Source organism: Pigmentiphaga sp. NML030171, from assembly GCF_002188635.1.
Lineage (GTDB): Bacteria > Pseudomonadota > Gammaproteobacteria > Burkholderiales > Burkholderiaceae_B > Pigmentiphaga > Pigmentiphaga daeguensis.
In genome coordinates this window covers 252,840-267,234 of record NZ_NINX01000033.1, presented here as the reverse complement: position 1 = coordinate 267,234, position 14,395 = coordinate 252,840, and the positions used below count along the sequence as shown (strand labels likewise).

Annotated in this window: 14 protein-coding genes; 8 read left to right on the top strand and 6 right to left on the bottom strand. The window is 69.2% G+C overall.

Annotated features, from left to right (window positions below):
- Window positions 1-4 precede the first annotated feature (4 nt).
- Window positions 5-1,840 carry an ABC transporter ATP-binding protein/permease gene (locus CDO46_RS13495; RefSeq protein ID WP_254914601.1) on the bottom strand — a complete coding sequence of 612 codons (1,836 nt, stop codon included), beginning with the start codon at window positions 1,838-1,840 and terminating at the stop codon, window positions 5-7.
- A gap of 201 nt (window positions 1,841-2,041) precedes the next feature.
- Here CDO46_RS13495 and CDO46_RS13490 point away from each other — a divergent pair, with 201 nt between their 5' ends.
- From CDO46_RS13490 to CDO46_RS13475, 4 genes are read left to right on the top strand one after another with little or no spacing between them, the layout of a single operon-like run.
- Window positions 2,042-3,055, top strand: coding sequence for a tripartite tricarboxylate transporter substrate binding protein (locus CDO46_RS13490; RefSeq protein ID WP_176400734.1), 1,014 nt, complete (start codon window positions 2,042-2,044; stop codon window positions 3,053-3,055).
- A 10-nt stretch (window positions 3,056-3,065) separates the two neighbouring features.
- Window positions 3,066-4,034, top strand: coding sequence for a TAXI family TRAP transporter solute-binding subunit (locus CDO46_RS13485; RefSeq protein ID WP_087838976.1), 969 nt, complete (start codon window positions 3,066-3,068; stop codon window positions 4,032-4,034).
- A 35-nt stretch (window positions 4,035-4,069) separates the two neighbouring features.
- A complete protein-coding gene (locus tag CDO46_RS13480; protein WP_087838975.1) occupies window positions 4,070-5,053 on the top strand; it encodes a hypothetical protein in 984 nt (327 codons plus the stop codon).
- Window positions 5,054-5,070: 17 nt separating this feature from the next.
- A complete protein-coding gene (locus CDO46_RS13475) occupies window positions 5,071-6,180 on the top strand; it encodes an alcohol dehydrogenase catalytic domain-containing protein (RefSeq protein WP_087838974.1) in 1,110 nt (369 codons plus the stop codon).
- 8 nt (window positions 6,181-6,188) lie between these two features.
- Here the strand turns inward: CDO46_RS13475 and CDO46_RS13470 are convergent, their stop codons facing one another.
- The 4 genes from CDO46_RS13470 to CDO46_RS13455 form a co-directional block, all read right to left on the bottom strand.
- Complete coding sequence (locus CDO46_RS13470) at window positions 6,189-7,073, bottom strand: LysR family transcriptional regulator (RefSeq protein ID WP_087838973.1); 885 nt, start codon at window positions 7,071-7,073, stop codon at window positions 6,189-6,191.
- Window positions 7,074-7,077: 4 nt separating this feature from the next.
- A complete protein-coding gene (locus tag CDO46_RS13465) occupies window positions 7,078-7,485 on the bottom strand; it encodes a DoxX family protein (RefSeq protein WP_087838972.1) in 408 nt (135 codons plus the stop codon).
- An 87-nt stretch (window positions 7,486-7,572) separates the two neighbouring features.
- A complete protein-coding gene (locus tag CDO46_RS13460; RefSeq protein ID WP_087838971.1) occupies window positions 7,573-8,382 on the bottom strand; it encodes a class III extradiol ring-cleavage dioxygenase in 810 nt (269 codons plus the stop codon).
- A gap of 137 nt (window positions 8,383-8,519) precedes the next feature.
- Window positions 8,520-9,488, bottom strand: coding sequence for a LysR substrate-binding domain-containing protein (locus CDO46_RS13455; protein ID WP_087838970.1), 969 nt, complete (start codon window positions 9,486-9,488; stop codon window positions 8,520-8,522).
- A gap of 102 nt (window positions 9,489-9,590) precedes the next feature.
- On the opposite strand from CDO46_RS13455, the gene CDO46_RS13450 reads away from it, so the two are divergent.
- The 3 genes from CDO46_RS13450 to CDO46_RS13440 are packed head-to-tail and all read left to right on the top strand — an operon-like array spanning window position 9,591 to window position 12,255.
- Entirely contained in the window at window positions 9,591-10,484 is an 894-nt protein-coding gene (locus CDO46_RS13450) for an MBL fold metallo-hydrolase (RefSeq protein ID WP_087838969.1), read from the top strand.
- Between the two features lie 56 nt (window positions 10,485-10,540).
- Window positions 10,541-11,521, top strand: a complete 981-nt coding sequence (locus tag CDO46_RS13445; RefSeq protein ID WP_254914600.1) for a tripartite tricarboxylate transporter substrate binding protein — start codon at window positions 10,541-10,543, stop codon at window positions 11,519-11,521.
- Between the two features lie 2 nt (window positions 11,522-11,523).
- Complete coding sequence (locus tag CDO46_RS13440; protein WP_087838968.1) at window positions 11,524-12,255, top strand: alpha/beta fold hydrolase; 732 nt, start codon at window positions 11,524-11,526, stop codon at window positions 12,253-12,255.
- A 12-nt stretch (window positions 12,256-12,267) separates the two neighbouring features.
- Here CDO46_RS13440 and CDO46_RS13435 read toward each other — a convergent pair whose 3' ends face one another.
- The gene (locus tag CDO46_RS13435; protein ID WP_087838967.1) at window positions 12,268-13,047 is read right to left on the bottom strand and encodes a helix-turn-helix domain-containing protein; all 780 of its coding nucleotides are present in this window, start codon (window positions 13,045-13,047) and stop codon (window positions 12,268-12,270) included.
- 107 nt (window positions 13,048-13,154) lie between these two features.
- On the opposite strand from CDO46_RS13435, the gene CDO46_RS13430 reads away from it, so the two are divergent.
- A complete protein-coding gene (locus tag CDO46_RS13430) occupies window positions 13,155-14,387 on the top strand; it encodes an MFS transporter (protein ID WP_087838966.1) in 1,233 nt (410 codons plus the stop codon).
- Window positions 14,388-14,395 lie beyond the last annotated feature (8 nt).

Below are 14,395 nucleotides of genomic sequence, written 5' to 3'. Positions count from 1 at the left end.
CGAATCAGGTGGCCTGCTCCGCGGCCTGGTAGGGCTTGAGCTCGTCGCCGCCTGCGGTGCTTTCCTGCTGCCGGCGCCACATGGCCGCATAGACCCCGTCCAGCGTCAACAACTGGTGGTGGCGGCCGCGCTCCACCACCCGGCCGCCGTCCAGCACGATGATCTCGTCGGCGTCGATGATGGTGGACAGGCGGTGGGCGATGGTCAGCGTGGTGCGTCCGCGGCTGACCTCGCGCAGGTTGCCCTGGATCTCGCGTTCGGTGTGCGTGTCCAGCGCGCTGGTGGCCTCGTCGAACACCAGCACCGCCGGCCGCTTCAGGATGGTGCGGGCGATCGCCACGCGCTGCTTCTCGCCGCCGGAGAGCTTCAGTCCGCGTTCGCCCACCACGGTCTGGTAGCCGTCGGGCATGGCCAGGATGAAATCGTGGATGTGGGCCAGACGCGCGGCTTCCTCGATCTCGGCCTGGGTCGCGCCCGGGCGCCCGTAGGCGATGTTGTAGTAGATGGTGTCGTTGAACAGCACGGTGTCCTGCGGCACGATGCCGATGGCCGCGCGCAGGCTGGACTGGCTGATCTTGCGGATGTCCTGGCCGTCTATCAGGATCGCGCCGCCGCTGACGTCGTAGAAGCGGAACAGCAGCCGGCTCAGGGTGGACTTGCCCGCGCCCGACGAGCCCACCACGGCCACCGTCCTGCCCGCGGGTATGGTGAAGCTGACGTCCTTCAGGATCAGGCGCCGCGGATCATAGCCGAACACCACGTGGCGGAACTCGACGGTGGCGCCGTCCACGCGCAGGTCGGGCGCGCCGGGCTCGTCGGCGATCTCGCGGTCTTCCGACAGCAGCTCGAACATGCGGTCCATGTCGATCAGCGATTGCTTGATCTCGCGGTAGACGAAGCCGAAGAAGTTCAGCGGCTGGTAGAGCTGTAGCAGGTAGGCGTTGACCAGCACGAAGTCGCCGATGCTCAGGCGGCCGGCGACGATGCCGCGCGCCGCCATCCACATCACCACGGTCAGGCCGACCGAGATGATCGCGGCCTGGCCGATGTTCAGCAGCGACAGGCTGACCTGGCTCTTGACCGCCGCGCGCTCGTAGCGGCCCAGCGCGTGGTCGTAGCGCCGCGCCTCGTGTTCCTCGTTGCCGAAGTACTTCACGGTCTCGTAGTTGAGCAGGCTGTCGATGGCCTTGGTGTTGGCCTCGGAGTCGGTCTCGTTCATCTGGCGCCGGAACTTCGTGCGCCATTCGGTGACGAGCAGCGTGTAGGCGATGTACAGCACCACCGTGACCAGGGTCGCCAGCGCGAACCAGGCGTCGAACATGTGCCACAGGATCACGGTGACCAGCCCGATCTCGAACAGCGTGGGCAGCACGTTGAACAGCATGTAGGACAGCAGCGTGCTGATCGCCCGCGTGCCGCGCTCGATGGAACGCGTGAGCCCGCCGGTCTGGCGGGCCAGGTGGAAGCGCAGCGCCAGCCCGTGCAGGTGGCGGAACACCTGCAGGCCGACGACGCGGATGGCGTTCTGCGCCACGCGCGCGAACACCGCGTCGCGCAGTTCCGAGAACACCAGCGACAGGACGCGGGCGCCGCCGTAGGCCAGGATCATCCCCACCGGGATGGCCAGCGCGGCGGCCGCCGTGCCGCCCAGGGCGTCCACCGCCGACTTGTAGAAGATGGGGACGTAGACGTTGGCGACCTTGGCGGCGACCAGCAGTGCCAGGGCGGCCACGATGCGCAGGCGCAGCCGGGGCGCGTGGGCCGGCCACAGGTAGGGGAGCAGGGTGCGCAGGGTGGCCAGGCCGCCGCCGGGGCGGCGCGCAGGAGCAGGTGTGTTCAAAGCGTGTTTCCAGGAAGCAATGTTGGCAACGATACGCCTGTTCGGATATCCAGGCTCGTTTACCCCATGGGGATGCGCCGACGCGGGGGCGGCGACGGCAGCCGTTTGCGTTGTCTCAGCCGGCGAGAATTCCGTTTGACCGCTTCCCGCCCGGATTCCAGTATTCGCACGACAAACCACCCGGGAAAAGGGGAGACAACCATGGAATCAGACATTTCTGGCGTTCGCGCGCGCCGGCGCGCATGCCGCGTGCTGGCCTGCCTGCCGGTCCTGGCATGCGCCGCGCTGTTCGTGGGCGCGGTGCCGGCGGCGGCCGAGCCTTTCGACGGTGGCCGCGTGACCATCGTGGTGTCCGGCCGTGCCGGCAGCTCGTTCGACAACGCCGCGCGACTGGTGGCCGAACCCTTGTCCAAGGAGTGGGGCGTGCCGGTGGTCGTGGACAACCGCGCCGGCGCTTCCGGCGTCATCGGCGCCGCCCACGTGGCCAAGTCGCCGCCCGACGGCCGCACCATGCTGCTGGGCACCACACCCTACGTGCAGGCGCCGCACCTGCTGCGCTCGGCCGGCTACGACCCGGTGGCCAGCTTCGTGCCGGTGGCCCAGCTCTTCACCGCCCAGCTTTGGCTGGGCGTGAACGCCGGGCTGCCCGTCAAGACAGTCAAGGAGTTCGCCGCGTACGCGGCGCGGCCTGGCGCCCAGTTGTCGTTCTCCAGCCCGGGCCAGGGTTCCACCCCGCACCTGAACATGGTCATCCTGATGCAGCAGGCCGGCATCGACATGCTGCACGTGCCCTACACCGGCATCCCGCCCGCGGTGATGGACGTGGCGGCCGGGCGCATCTCCAGCGTGTTCGCGTCCTACTCCGACCTGCTGCCGCACGTGCAGGCGGGCACCCTGCGCATTCTTGCCAGCACCGGTTCGACGCGCTCGCCCATCAGTCCCGACATTCCGACCATGAAGGAGTCGGGCTACGGCGGGTTCGAAGTGGTCGGCTTCGGCGGCCTGCTGGTGCCGGCCGGCACGCCCGCCGCGCTGACGGCGAAGATGGCCGCCTCGGTGCAGAAGGTACTGGCGCGTCCCGAGATCCGCAGCCGCCTGCTGGAACTGGGCTTCGAGCCGGTGGACAGCAACCAGCAGGCCTTCGGGGCACTGGTGCGCGAGCAGAATGCATTCTGGGCGAAGGTGATCCAGGACGCCCACGTCAAGGTCGAATAGGAGTTCCTTCATGCAACCCGCACTTTCCCGCTCGTACCACCTGCGCTTCGTCGGCGACTGGGGCCAGGCGAACTTCCACCGCATCTGCTCCTGGCTGTGCGAGGAGTTCTGCAAGCGCGCCGGCCCGCGCAGCCGCGTGGCCATATGGAGCATACGCGCCGGCGGTATCGAGGCCATCGACCTGGTGCAGGAAGGCGAGGTGGACCTGTGCCTGGTGACGCCGGCGATGCTGATGCCGGCCGCGCTGACGGGCCAGTCCATCTTCCAGGGACGCGCCGCGCCCAACCTGCGCTCGCTGGCGGTGCTGCCGCAGAACGACCGCATGGTGCTGGCGCTGCGCCCGGACCTGGGTATCCGTTCTTTCGAGGAACTGCGCAGCCGCCGGCCGGCCCTGCGCATCGCCACGTCGCGCAACGACGGAACCAACTTCATCGGCTATATAAGCCGCCTGTTCATGGCGGCCCACGGCATCGACGAGGCCACGCTGGCGGCCTGGGGCGGATCCTACGTCGAGGACACCAATCCCCGCGACAGCCTGGCGCGCATGGAGGCGGGAGAGGTGGACGGCGTGCTGCAGGAAGCGATCATGACGCCGTGGTGGGCGCGGATCGTCGAGTCCGGACTGGCGGTGCCGCTGTCCGCGGAACCTTCCGCCCTGGCCCGGCTGCGCGCCGATCACGGCTTCCCGGCCAACGCGCTGCCCGCAGGCTACTGGAAAAATCTCGAGACGCCGGTGGAGGCCCTGGACTTCTCGGACTTCCTGGTGCTGGTGCGCGACGACATGGACGAGGAGGTAGCGCATCTGCTGACCTGGTGCCTGGTGGAGACGCGCGAGGCCATCGAGCGCCAGTACCGCCACCTGCCGCCGCAGCGCAGTCCGCTGTCCTATCCCATCGATCCCGCCAGGATGGCCCGGCCGTCCATCGCGCTGCATGCGGGCGCGCAACGCTATTACCGCGAGGCGGGGCTGCTGGCCTGAGCCGCTCGTTCCCGCCCGCCCCGAAGGAGACCGCCGTGCCCGAAGTCCTTGAATACCTGGAGGCATTTCCTTTCGACGCGCCGCCCCGCGTGCTGCGCCGTCGCGAGGAACTGCTGCTGGCCGAACCCCTGCCGGGCGGCGGCCGCCCTCCCCGCGCGTACCCGCCCGTCGAGGCGGTGCATTTTCCCCCCGGGTACGTGGACCAGCCCTTCGTGCCCCCGCGCGGGGTCTACGAAAGCGCGGCCATGCGGATAGAGTGGCAGACGATGAATGCCCGCCAGCCTTTCTACCACCGCAACTGCGGCGTGGACGAGATCTCGTTCCAGGTGTGCGGCGACCGCACCATCATGACGGAACTGGGCAGCGTGGACGTGGCGCCGGGCGAGTTCGCCCGGCTGCCCGACGGCGTGGCCCACGACAACTACGGCCGCCGCGACATCCACCTGCTGTTCTACGCGCCAGGTCCGGTCGAGCGCCTGGGCGCGGTGGACCGTCGCTCCGAGGCCAGGATCCCGCCGTTTCCGGGTTGGTCGCCCGCGCCCCTGAACGAGCTCGTCACCGAAGGCGTGGCCGGCCCGGGCCAGGACGTGGCGCTGTCTCCCATCGACGAACGGCTGCTGCTGTCCCATGCCGATGAAACACAGGAGCGGCTGGAGGTCCTGCGCATCGGATCGGGCAGCGAATGGCTGTATCGCGGCCCCACGGCCATGATCGGAACCACGGCCGCCGCCGCCTCGACCGGACACGTCTATCGCCGGCTGCGCAACGCCGAGGAGATCCAGTACCAGGTCTCGGGTACGCGCACGCTGGTGACCCAGCGGGGCGTGCTGCGCCTGGCGCCCGGGGACTTCGTCCGCATTCCCCGCGCCGTGGCCTTCGCCAGCATCCACGCGGAGCCCAGCACGCATCTGTCGCTGGTCTCGACCCAACCCATCCCGCAGGTGGCGCAAGGCGCCCGCCAGGCCGAGCGAATGACGCCGTCGGAAATCGACGCGCTGCGCCCTGGAAAACCGACTTGACACACAAGGACAGCAATATGAGCGACATGCTTGCCGCGCGCGCCCACCAGGGCGCGACCGAATTGCGGCTGGAGCGGGTGCCGGTGCCCGAGCCCGGCGCACGGGACGTGCTGATCAAGGTCGCGTCCGCCGGCATCGCGCCCGGCATGATGAAGCTGCTCGAGCGCGGCCGCTTCAAGCACCTGCCGTCCACGCCCGGCCACGAGATCGCCGGCGTGGTCGTCGCGGCGGGACGCGAGGCCGACGCCTCGCTGGTCGGCCGGCGGGTGCGGGTGCATCCCATGCTGTCCTGCGGCGACTGCGTCTATTGCCGCACCGACCGCCAGCAACTGTGCGCGGAGACCGCCATGATCGGGCACGCCGCGTTCGGCACCGGCAAGCTGGAGCTCTACGCGCGCTATCACGACGGCGGCCTGGCCGAGTATGCGCGCGCCCCGGACTGGCTGGTCGACCCCCTGCCCGACAACGTCGGCTTCGACGTCGGCGCCAAGGTGCACGACCTGGCCAATGCCGTGCGCGCGCTCAAGTGCGCGGCCATTCCCGAGCCGGGGCGCCTGGTCATCACCGCGGCCACCGGCACCATGGGAACGGCCAGCATCCTGCTGGCGCGGTTCTACGGCGCGCGCAGCCTGGTGCTGGTGGCGCGGTCGCGCGAACGCCTGGAGGCGCTGCGGCCGCTGGCGGGCGACCTGCCCGTGGAGCTGGTCGCGCTGGACGAACTGGCGCCCGACTGGGCCGAGAGCCAGGGCCTGACCCGCCGGCTGCGGGAGGTGCTGCCGGGAGGCGCGGATGCCGTGCTGGACTATTTCCCGGGCGGCCCGGGCACGATGCAGGCACTGCGCGCGCTGGCGCTGGGCGGCACGCTGGTGCACATGGGCGGCAACGCCGTGCCGCTGTCGCTGACGGTGGCCGAAGCCATGCAGATGTGCTGGAAGATCGTCGGCACCCGGGCCTGCACGCGATCGGATACCGACGCCGTGCTGGAACTGCTGGCATCGGGCCGGCTGAACGCCAATGCGCTGATCACCCATCATTTCCCGCTGGCCGAGGTGAACCGGGCCCTGCGGGTCATGCTCGATCGCAGCGAACCGATCTGGATGGCCGTGGTGCACCCGGGGCAGGGCTGAACAGGCCCCTAGGCGAATGCCTCGCTGAAGAAGTCGATGAAGGTCCGCACCTTGGGCGCCATGAATTTGCGGCTGGTATAGGCGGCGTACAGGGTCACCGAAGGGGGCCGGTACTGCGGCAGCAGGCGCACCAGCGCGCCGCTGTCCAGGTCGTCGGCGATCAGCCATTCCGGCAGGTAGCCGGGTCCGATGCCCGCCAACAGGCTGTGTCGCGCCAGGGACGAGTCGTCCGTCTTCAGCGCCGTGGGCACGCGCAGCGTCGAGGGTCCCCCGGGTCCCAGCAGGGGGATTTCCTCGGATCGCTTGATGTAGGCGGGCAGGACGGCCGGACGGTCGGCCAGCCGGGCGGGCGACTCGAAGGGGCCGTGCCGTTCCACGTAGTCGCGCGAGGCCGCCAGCACGAAGCGGACCTCGCACAGCGGCCGCACGATCAGCGATGGCGCGTTCTGCGTGGTGGTGGCGCGCAGGGCCAGGTCGAAGCCTTCCTCGGCCAGGTCCACCTTGTAGTTGCTCAGGCGCAGGTCGATGACCACGCGCGGGTAGCGTTCGCGGTAGCACGCCAGCATGCCGGCGAAGCGGCCGTTGGCGCACCAGACCGGCGCGGTGATCTTCAACTGGCCGCGCGGCTCGGCATGGCTGTCCTGCAGGGTGGCCTCGGCGTTGTCCAGCAGGTCCAGCGCTTCGCAGCACTGCTCGAAGTAGACCTGCCCCGCCTCGGTCGGGCTGACGTGCCGGCTGGTGCGGTTGAGCAGGCGGGCGCCCAGGCTGCGTTCCAGGTGGGCCAGGTGCTTGCTGGCCATGGCCGGCGAAATCCCCAGTTGTCCGGCCGCCCGCGCGAAGCTGCCCGCCTCGACCACGAGGCGGAACACCTTCATGCTGACCAGCGTGTCCAAGCGTTCAGGCCTTGCCGCGCGACGCGTCGATGCTGAAGGCGCCCGCGCCGGCCACGGCGAAGAGCAGGAACACGAAGCAGTACAGCACCGCCGGCTCGCCGCCGTTCTGCAGCGGGCTCAGGAAGGCCTTGGGCGCATGCGCCATGAAGTAGGCCACGGCCATGAAGCCGCACAGGATGAACGCCACCGGCCGGGTGAACAGGCCCAGGATCATCAGCAGGCCGCCGCCGATCTCCAGCACGCCGGCCAGGCCCATCAGCGAGAACAGCTGGATGCCTTGCATGCCCAGCGACGGGATGTCGAAGAACTTGGCCGTGCCGTGCTGCAGGAACACGTAGGCGATGACGATGCGCATGACGGCTTGCGCGCGGGGGGCCCAGACGGTGAGGGTGTCGTTGGTGGAGGTCTGCATTGGCTATTTTCCTTCAAGAGTGACACGCGGGTGAAAAAGACTGTGTCCAGGACCACGGCGCCCGAAGGGCGTAGGGGGTGGGTTTCCCTACCCGAACCGGGTAGCCGAGACGATGACGTTCATGACTTCATCCTGGAAAATGCGGCTGCCGGGGTCGTCGCCGGCCGCGCCCGCCGCCACCATCAACGGTAGCAGGTGATCGGGCCGGGGCTGCGAGACGCGCGCGTCGGGCGCCGAGGTCCAGTTCGCCAAGGCCCGTTCGCGCGCCTCGCGCGGCAGCGCCACGGTCTCGGCCAGCCAGTCGTCGAAGCGCTGCGAGGCCGGCTTGAACGCCGGCGCGAAGCCCCGCATGTTGTGGAAGCTCATGCCGCTGCCCACGATCAGCACGCCTTCGTCGCGCAGCGGCGCCAGCGCGCGGCCCGCCGCCAAATGGGCCTCGGGGTCCAGGCCGGTCTTCATGGACAACTGGACGACAGGAATGTCGGCGTCGGGAAAGATCAGCTTGAACGGCACGAACACGCCGTGGTCCAGCCCCCGCTCGGTGTTCGAGCCCGAAGCGATACCCGCCTGCCCCAGCAGCTCGCGCACGCGGCCGGCCAGCGCGGGCGAACCCGGCGCCGGGTATTGCAGCCGGTAGGTGTGCTCGGGAAAGCCGTAGTAATCGAACAGCAGGGGCGGGTTGGGACTGGCGTTGACGGTGAAGTCGTCCTCTTCCCAGTGGCCCGAGATCACCAGCACCGCGTCGGGACGGGCGCCCGCCGACGCGGCGAGTCCCTTCAGGAAGGCGGCCATGCGGTCCCACATGTGGGGATCGCCGGGCCATTCCATGAAGAAGCAGGGACCGCCTCCATGGGGGATGAAGAACGTGGGCAGACGGTGGGCGCTCGAGGCGGACATGGCAGCTCCTGTGGCGTGGCCTTTGTCGGCAATATAGGCGCGTACTGTCAGGCAATCAATCGTGCAAAACGGAAGAGTTCGTTTCCTGTCCGTTGATGATCCACGGTGCGGGATGAGGCGATTCCAGGCGCCAGGATTTACTCCTGTTCCGCCTGGTGGCGCAGTCCGGCGGCTTCCTCGCGGACCGCCCGCAGGAAAAATTCCAGCGCGGGCGACGGCGCCACGTCCGAGCGTAGCACGACCCCCACCGAAGGCAAGGCCCACGACGGCCGGAAGTTCAAGATGGTCAATATCCCCAGCCGCGCATAGTGCCGCGCGACGCCGCGGGGCATGGCGGCCAGCACGTCGGTGTTGCGCAGCAGGACCTCGTTGGCCAGCAGCGAGACGGATTCGGCCAGCGGCACGCCCAGCGTCAGGCCCTGTTCGGCGAAATAGGCATCGATGCGCTGGCGCAGCGGCGCGTCGGGCGGGGGCAGGATCCACGCCTGCCGCGCCAGCGTGGCGGGCGTCACGCGGTTCGAGCGCGCCAGCGGATGCCCGACCCGCGCGACGACGTAGATGGGTTCGTCGTACAGCACTTCGGTGCGGAACATGGCCTGCGAGGCGCCCTGCATCAGGCGCCCGATGATGCAGTCCAGCTCGCCCCGCGCCAACGCCGCCAGCAGCAGGTCGTTGGTGCCTTCCTGGATCATCACGGTGATGCCCGCATGGGCCGCGTGCATGCGCGCCAGCGCGCGCGGCACCAGCACCGGCAGCACCACCTGCAGCACGCCGGCGCGCACCCGGCCGGTGGCGCCGCGGGTCAGCGCCTCGATCTCGTTTCGCGCGCCGTCCAGGTCCGCCAGCAGCACGCCGGCCTTCTGCACCAGCGTCTCGCCATACGGCGTGGGCGAGATGCCGCGGCGCGAGCGCACGAACAGCGGCACGCCGAAGGCTTCTTCCAGTTCCACCAGCAGCTTGCTGGCCGCGGGCTGGGTCATGCCCAGGCGCGCGGCGGCCTTGTGCACGCTGCCGGTGGCGTGCAGCGCCTCGAGCAGGTCCAGGTGGCGCAGCCGCAGCCTGGAACGTATCTGACGGACGGTAGGGATACGGTAGGCGGTGTCCAAAGAGTGATTCCTATTGGTTTTCACTTGATTCTAAGAATTTATGCATTGGTAGTCACTGCGTGCCTACACTGGGCCCGTTTTCCCCCTACCCGCGAGACCCCGATGAAGATCACGATGCTGGGCACCGGCGCCGCCTTGCCGGACCCCGACCGAGGCCAGTCGGCCATCCTCCTGACGCTGGACGACCACCGGCACTACCTGTTCGACTGCGGCGAAGGCGCCACGCGGCAGATGGTGCGCGCCAACGTGGACCCGGCCACGGTGGGATTCGTCTTCCTGACCCACCTGCACCACGACCACATCTGCGACTATCCCTACTTCGTCATCTCCAGCTGGATGCTGAACAAGACCGGCGCGCCGCTGGTGCTGGGCCCCAAGGGCACCCGGCATTTCGTTGACCACCTGTTCGAGCACGGCGCGTTCCAGGCCGATTTCCGCGCCCGCAGCGCCTATCCCGTGCGCCAGCAGAACATCGAGGCGGCGCGGCCCGAGGTGCGCGAGGTCCAGCCCGGCGTGGTGTTCGAGGACGACAAGGTGAAGATCTCGGTGGACTGGGTCGAGCACATCCCGCGCGACATCTGCGAATGTTTCGGGGTGCGCGTCGAGGCCGAGGGCAAGGTCATTGCCTTCAGCGGCGACACGGCGCCTTGCGAGGCCATGGTGCGGCTGGCCCAGGACGCCGACCTGCTGATCCACGAGTGCACCTTCCCCGAGTCCTTCATCGCCCACCGCGCCAAGACCGGCGTCGGGACCTATGCCCACACGAGTCCCACGGACCTGGGCAAGATCGCCCGCCGGGCCAACGTGAAGAGCCTGGTGGCCACGCATTTCGGCCATTTCGATTCCACCAGCCCGGTGCTCCGGCGCGCCGCCGCCAAGCACCTGCCGGTGGAGCTGATGGGGCCGCACCTGATGGACGAGATCGTGGCCGACATACGCAAGAACTACGACGGTCCGCTGCGCCTGGCGCACGACCTGATGCGCATCGACCTGTAGCGTCACGCCGCCGCGCCGGCGGCAGATCCGGCGCATCGCTTGAAGGAGGGCATGCCGTGACCGATACCGTTAGCCGCCGCGCCGCGCTGTTCGCCGCCGGCCTTCTCTGCTGTCTGGCCGCCGGCGCACGAGCCGGCTATCCCGACCGGCCCATACGCATCGTGCTGCCCTATGCGCCGGGGGCGGCGGGCGACATCGCCATCCGCCAGGTGCAGCCGCTGCTGGAGAAGCGGCTGGGCCAGCCCCTGGTCATCGACTACCGCACCGGGGCGGGCGGCAACATCGGCGTGCAGGACGTGGTGCGCGCCAAGCCCGACGGCTACACCCTGGTGCTGGGGGCGACCAACAACTTCGTCATCAACCAGTTCCTGTATCGCAAGCTGGGCTTCGATCCGCTGGAGGACCTGGCGATGGTGGGCAAGCTGGCCGACGTGCCCGCCTTCATCTACATCAGCGCCGCGGTGCCCGCGCAGGACTACGCCGCCTTCGCGCAGTACGCCAGGCAGCATGCGGGCAAGCTGAACTACGGTTCGCCGGGGGCCGGGACCACGCCCCACCTGTCGGCCTACATGCTGAGCGAGGCGATGCACGCCAGCATGACCCACATTCCGTACCGCGGGTCGTCGCTGGGCGTGCAGGCCCTGCTGGCCAACGAGATCCAGCTCTACATAGGCGGCTACAGCATCGCCGCCTCGTACATGCCGCAGGGCCGCGTGCGCGCGCTGGCCGTCGCTTCACCCACCCGCTATCCGGGCCTGAAGGAGGTGCCCACCGCGGCCGAGGCCGGCATGCCTGATGTCGTGCTCAGCAACTGGTGGGGACTGGCGGCGCCCAAGGGCACCGATCCGGCCGTCATCGCCGTCCTGTCGCAGGCGCTGAACGAGGTGCTGGCCATGCCCCAGGTGCGCGAGTCCTATGCCCAGGGCGGTTTCGTGCCGGGCAAGGGCTCGCCCGCCGAGTTCGAGGCCGCGCTGCGTAGCGAAGCGCGTCGCTGGCAGGACATCGTGCGCAAGTCCGGCGTGATGCTGGACAACTGACGATGGCGCACGGCACGCCCCTGCTGTTGCTGCACGGCTTCGGCGCTTCGTCGGCCATCTGGCGGCCGACCGTGGCGGCGCTGGCGGACCGCCGCTGCGTGGCCTTCGACTGGCCGGGGTTCGGTGCGCGCGGCGGCGAGCCGCCCTGCCTCGATCTCGCGGGCTTCGCCGCCGAGGCCTTGCGGCAGGCCGATGCGCACGGGCTCGCGCGTTTCGACGCGCTGGGCCATTCGATGGCCGGCTTCGTCGTGCAGGAACTGCTGCGCACGCATCCGCAGCGCGTGCGCCGCGCGGTCCTGTACGGCGCGGGGCTGCGCATCGATCCGCGCCGGCGCTTCGAGCCGGCCGAGCGCACCATCGCCCGGCTGCACGAGGACGGCGTGGCGTCCTGCGTGCGCCGCGTGACGGCGACGTGGTTCGCGCGCGGGGAGGACGACCCGCGTCATGCGGCTTGCGTCGAAGACGGGGCGCGCATGTCGGAGCAGGCGGGCAGCGCGGCGATCGAGGCCATGCAGCGTGCCGATTTCACCGGGCGGCTCGATGGCGTGACGGCGCGGGTGCTGGTCGTTCTGGGCGAGCACGATCATTCGCATCCGCCCGACGCCGCGCTGGCGCTGCGCCAGGCCATTCCAGGCGCCAGCCTGTGCGTACTGCCGGGCTGCGGCCACGCCGCGCATCTGGAGCGCGAGGACTGGTTCAACGCCGTCGTCGCGGATTTCCTGGATCAACCCTGACCGAATGGCCGTCTATTGGTCGAAGAAGGCGCTCGGCGCCACGCCGAACTGCCGCTTGAACATGGTCGAGAACGCGCTGGGGCTGGCATAGCCCAGCTCCAGCGACACATCCAGGATCTTCGCCCCTTCGGCCAGGCGCTCCAGCGCCTCCAGCAGCCGGGCCTGCTGGCGCCACTGGCCGAAGGTCATGCCGGTCTCGCGCACGAAAAGACGGTGCACGGTCTTGGCGTCCACGCCCAGCCGGGCCGCCCAGCCCTGGGCGGTGGTCTTGTCGTCGGGAGCGGCGACGATGGCTTCGCACACCGCCTGCAGGCGCGGGTCTGCGGGCCGGGGCAGGCGCAGCGGCAGCGTGGGCAGTTGCCGCAGTTCATCCAGCAGCAGCCGCATTACCCGGCCGTCGCGGGTATCTTCGTCGTAGGGGCCCTGGATGTCGATCGCCGCCAGGATCAGCTCGCGCAGCAGCGGCGAGATCGCCATGACCGAGCAGTGGGGCGGCAGTTGCCGGGCGGCTTCCGCGTGGATGTAGGCGGTGCGCATCCGCACCGCGCCCACCATGCGCAACTCGTGGCGCACGGCGGGCGGCATCCATAGGGCCCGGGTGGGCGGCACCACCCACCGGCCCATCTCGGTATGCGCGACCACCACGCCGTACAGGGCGTAGACCAGTTGACCCGAAGGGTGCTGGTGCGGCCCGGTGCGGTAGTCCGGCGGGAAGTCCTTGGCCATGGCCGTGACCGGCCGCTCGCGGCGGTCGTAGTCGTGGTAGTCGGGAAAATGGGAGCTTTTGTCCATTTCTAGAAGGCGTGTGCCTTATTTTCGCAAGACAGGCGCAATCTGGACAGGTACGCTTACGAAAATACGTAAAAACCCTGAGCCCATCGGGCATCTCCAGAGACTCCATGCAAAGCGTCAACCCTGCCCAAGTTCCGCCCGCCCAGGCTGAACGCACCGGTTTCAAGATACTGGGCGCGATCAGCTTCTCGCACTTCCTGAACGACATGCTGCAGTCGCTGATCCTGGCGGTGTATCCGCTGTTGAAAAGCGAGTTTTCGCTGTCGTTCACCCAGATCGGCCTGATCACGCTGCTCTACCAGTTGACCGCCTCGCTGCTGCAGCCGCTGGTCGGCCTGTACACCGACCGCAATCCCAAGCCCTATTCGCTGCCCATGGGCATGGCGTGCAGCATGGCCGGCATCGTGCTGCTGGCCTTCGCGCCCAACTACGCCATGCTGCTGGTGGCCGCGGCGCTGCTGGGCACCGGATCGTCCATCTTCCATCCCGAATCCTCGCGCGTCGCGCGCCTGGTGTCGGGCGGCCGCCACGGCCTGGCGCAGTCCATTTTCCAGGTGGGCGGCAACGCCGGCAGCGCCATGGGACCGCTGCTGGCCGCCTGGTTCATCATTCCGCGCGGCCAGGACAGCCTGGCGTGGTTCGCGCTGGCCGCGCTGCTGGCCATGGTCGTGCTTTATCAGGTGGGTGCCTGGTACAAGCGGCAGCACCTGTCCGGCCCGCGCAAGGCCCGGCCGGCGGCGCCCGCGCCCACGCTCAGCCGCGGGACCGTCACGGGCTCGATGGCCATCCTGCTCACGCTGCTGTTCTCCAAGTATTTCTACATGGCCAGCTTCACGAGCTACTACACCTTCTACCTGATGCACCGCTTCGACGTGTCGGTGCAGGCCGCGCAGATGCACCTGTTCGCCTTCCTGATCGCGGTGGCCCTGGGCACGATACTGGGCGGCCCCATCGGCGACCGCATCGGCCGCAAGAAGGTGATCTGGGGCTCCATCCTGGGCGTGGCGCCGTTTGCGCTCGTGCTGCCCTATGTGGGACTGGCATGGACCGGCGTCCTGAGCTTCGTCATCGGCCTGATCCTGGCGTCGGCCTTCTCCGCGATCCTGGTGTTCGCCCAGGAGCTGATGCCGGGCAAGGTAGGCACCGTCTCGGGCCTGTTCTTCGGCTTCGCCTTCGGCATGGGCGGCCTGGGTGCCGCGGTGCTGGGCAAGGTGGCCGACGTGACCAGCATCGAATACGTCTACCACCTGTGCTCGTTCCTGCCGCTGCTGGGTCTCTTGACCGCCTTCCTGCCGGATCTCGGCCGGCCGCGTGCCAAGCCGGTCCTGGCCAAGGCCTGACGGGGGCG

Coding starts and splice junctions, on each gene's coding strand:
- CDO46_RS13490 (WP_176400734.1), top strand. CDS start 2,042: ATGGAATCAGACATTTCTGGCGTTCGCGCGCGCCGGCGCGCATGCCGC.
- CDO46_RS13485 (WP_087838976.1), top strand. CDS start 3,066: ATGCAACCCGCACTTTCCCGCTCGTACCACCTGCGCTTCGTCGGCGAC.
- CDO46_RS13475 (WP_087838974.1), top strand. CDS start 5,071: ATGAGCGACATGCTTGCCGCGCGCGCCCACCAGGGCGCGACCGAATTG.
- CDO46_RS13465 (WP_087838972.1), bottom strand. CDS start 7,485: ATGCAGACCTCCACCAACGACACCCTCACCGTCTGGGCCCCCCGCGCG.
- CDO46_RS13460 (WP_087838971.1), bottom strand. CDS start 8,382: ATGTCCGCCTCGAGCGCCCACCGTCTGCCCACGTTCTTCATCCCCCAT.
- CDO46_RS13450 (WP_087838969.1), top strand. CDS start 9,591: ATGAAGATCACGATGCTGGGCACCGGCGCCGCCTTGCCGGACCCCGAC.
- CDO46_RS13440 (WP_087838968.1), top strand. CDS start 11,524: ATGGCGCACGGCACGCCCCTGCTGTTGCTGCACGGCTTCGGCGCTTCG.
- CDO46_RS13435 (WP_087838967.1), bottom strand. CDS start 13,047: ATGGACAAAAGCTCCCATTTTCCCGACTACCACGACTACGACCGCCGC.
- CDO46_RS13430 (WP_087838966.1), top strand. CDS start 13,155: ATGCAAAGCGTCAACCCTGCCCAAGTTCCGCCCGCCCAGGCTGAACGC.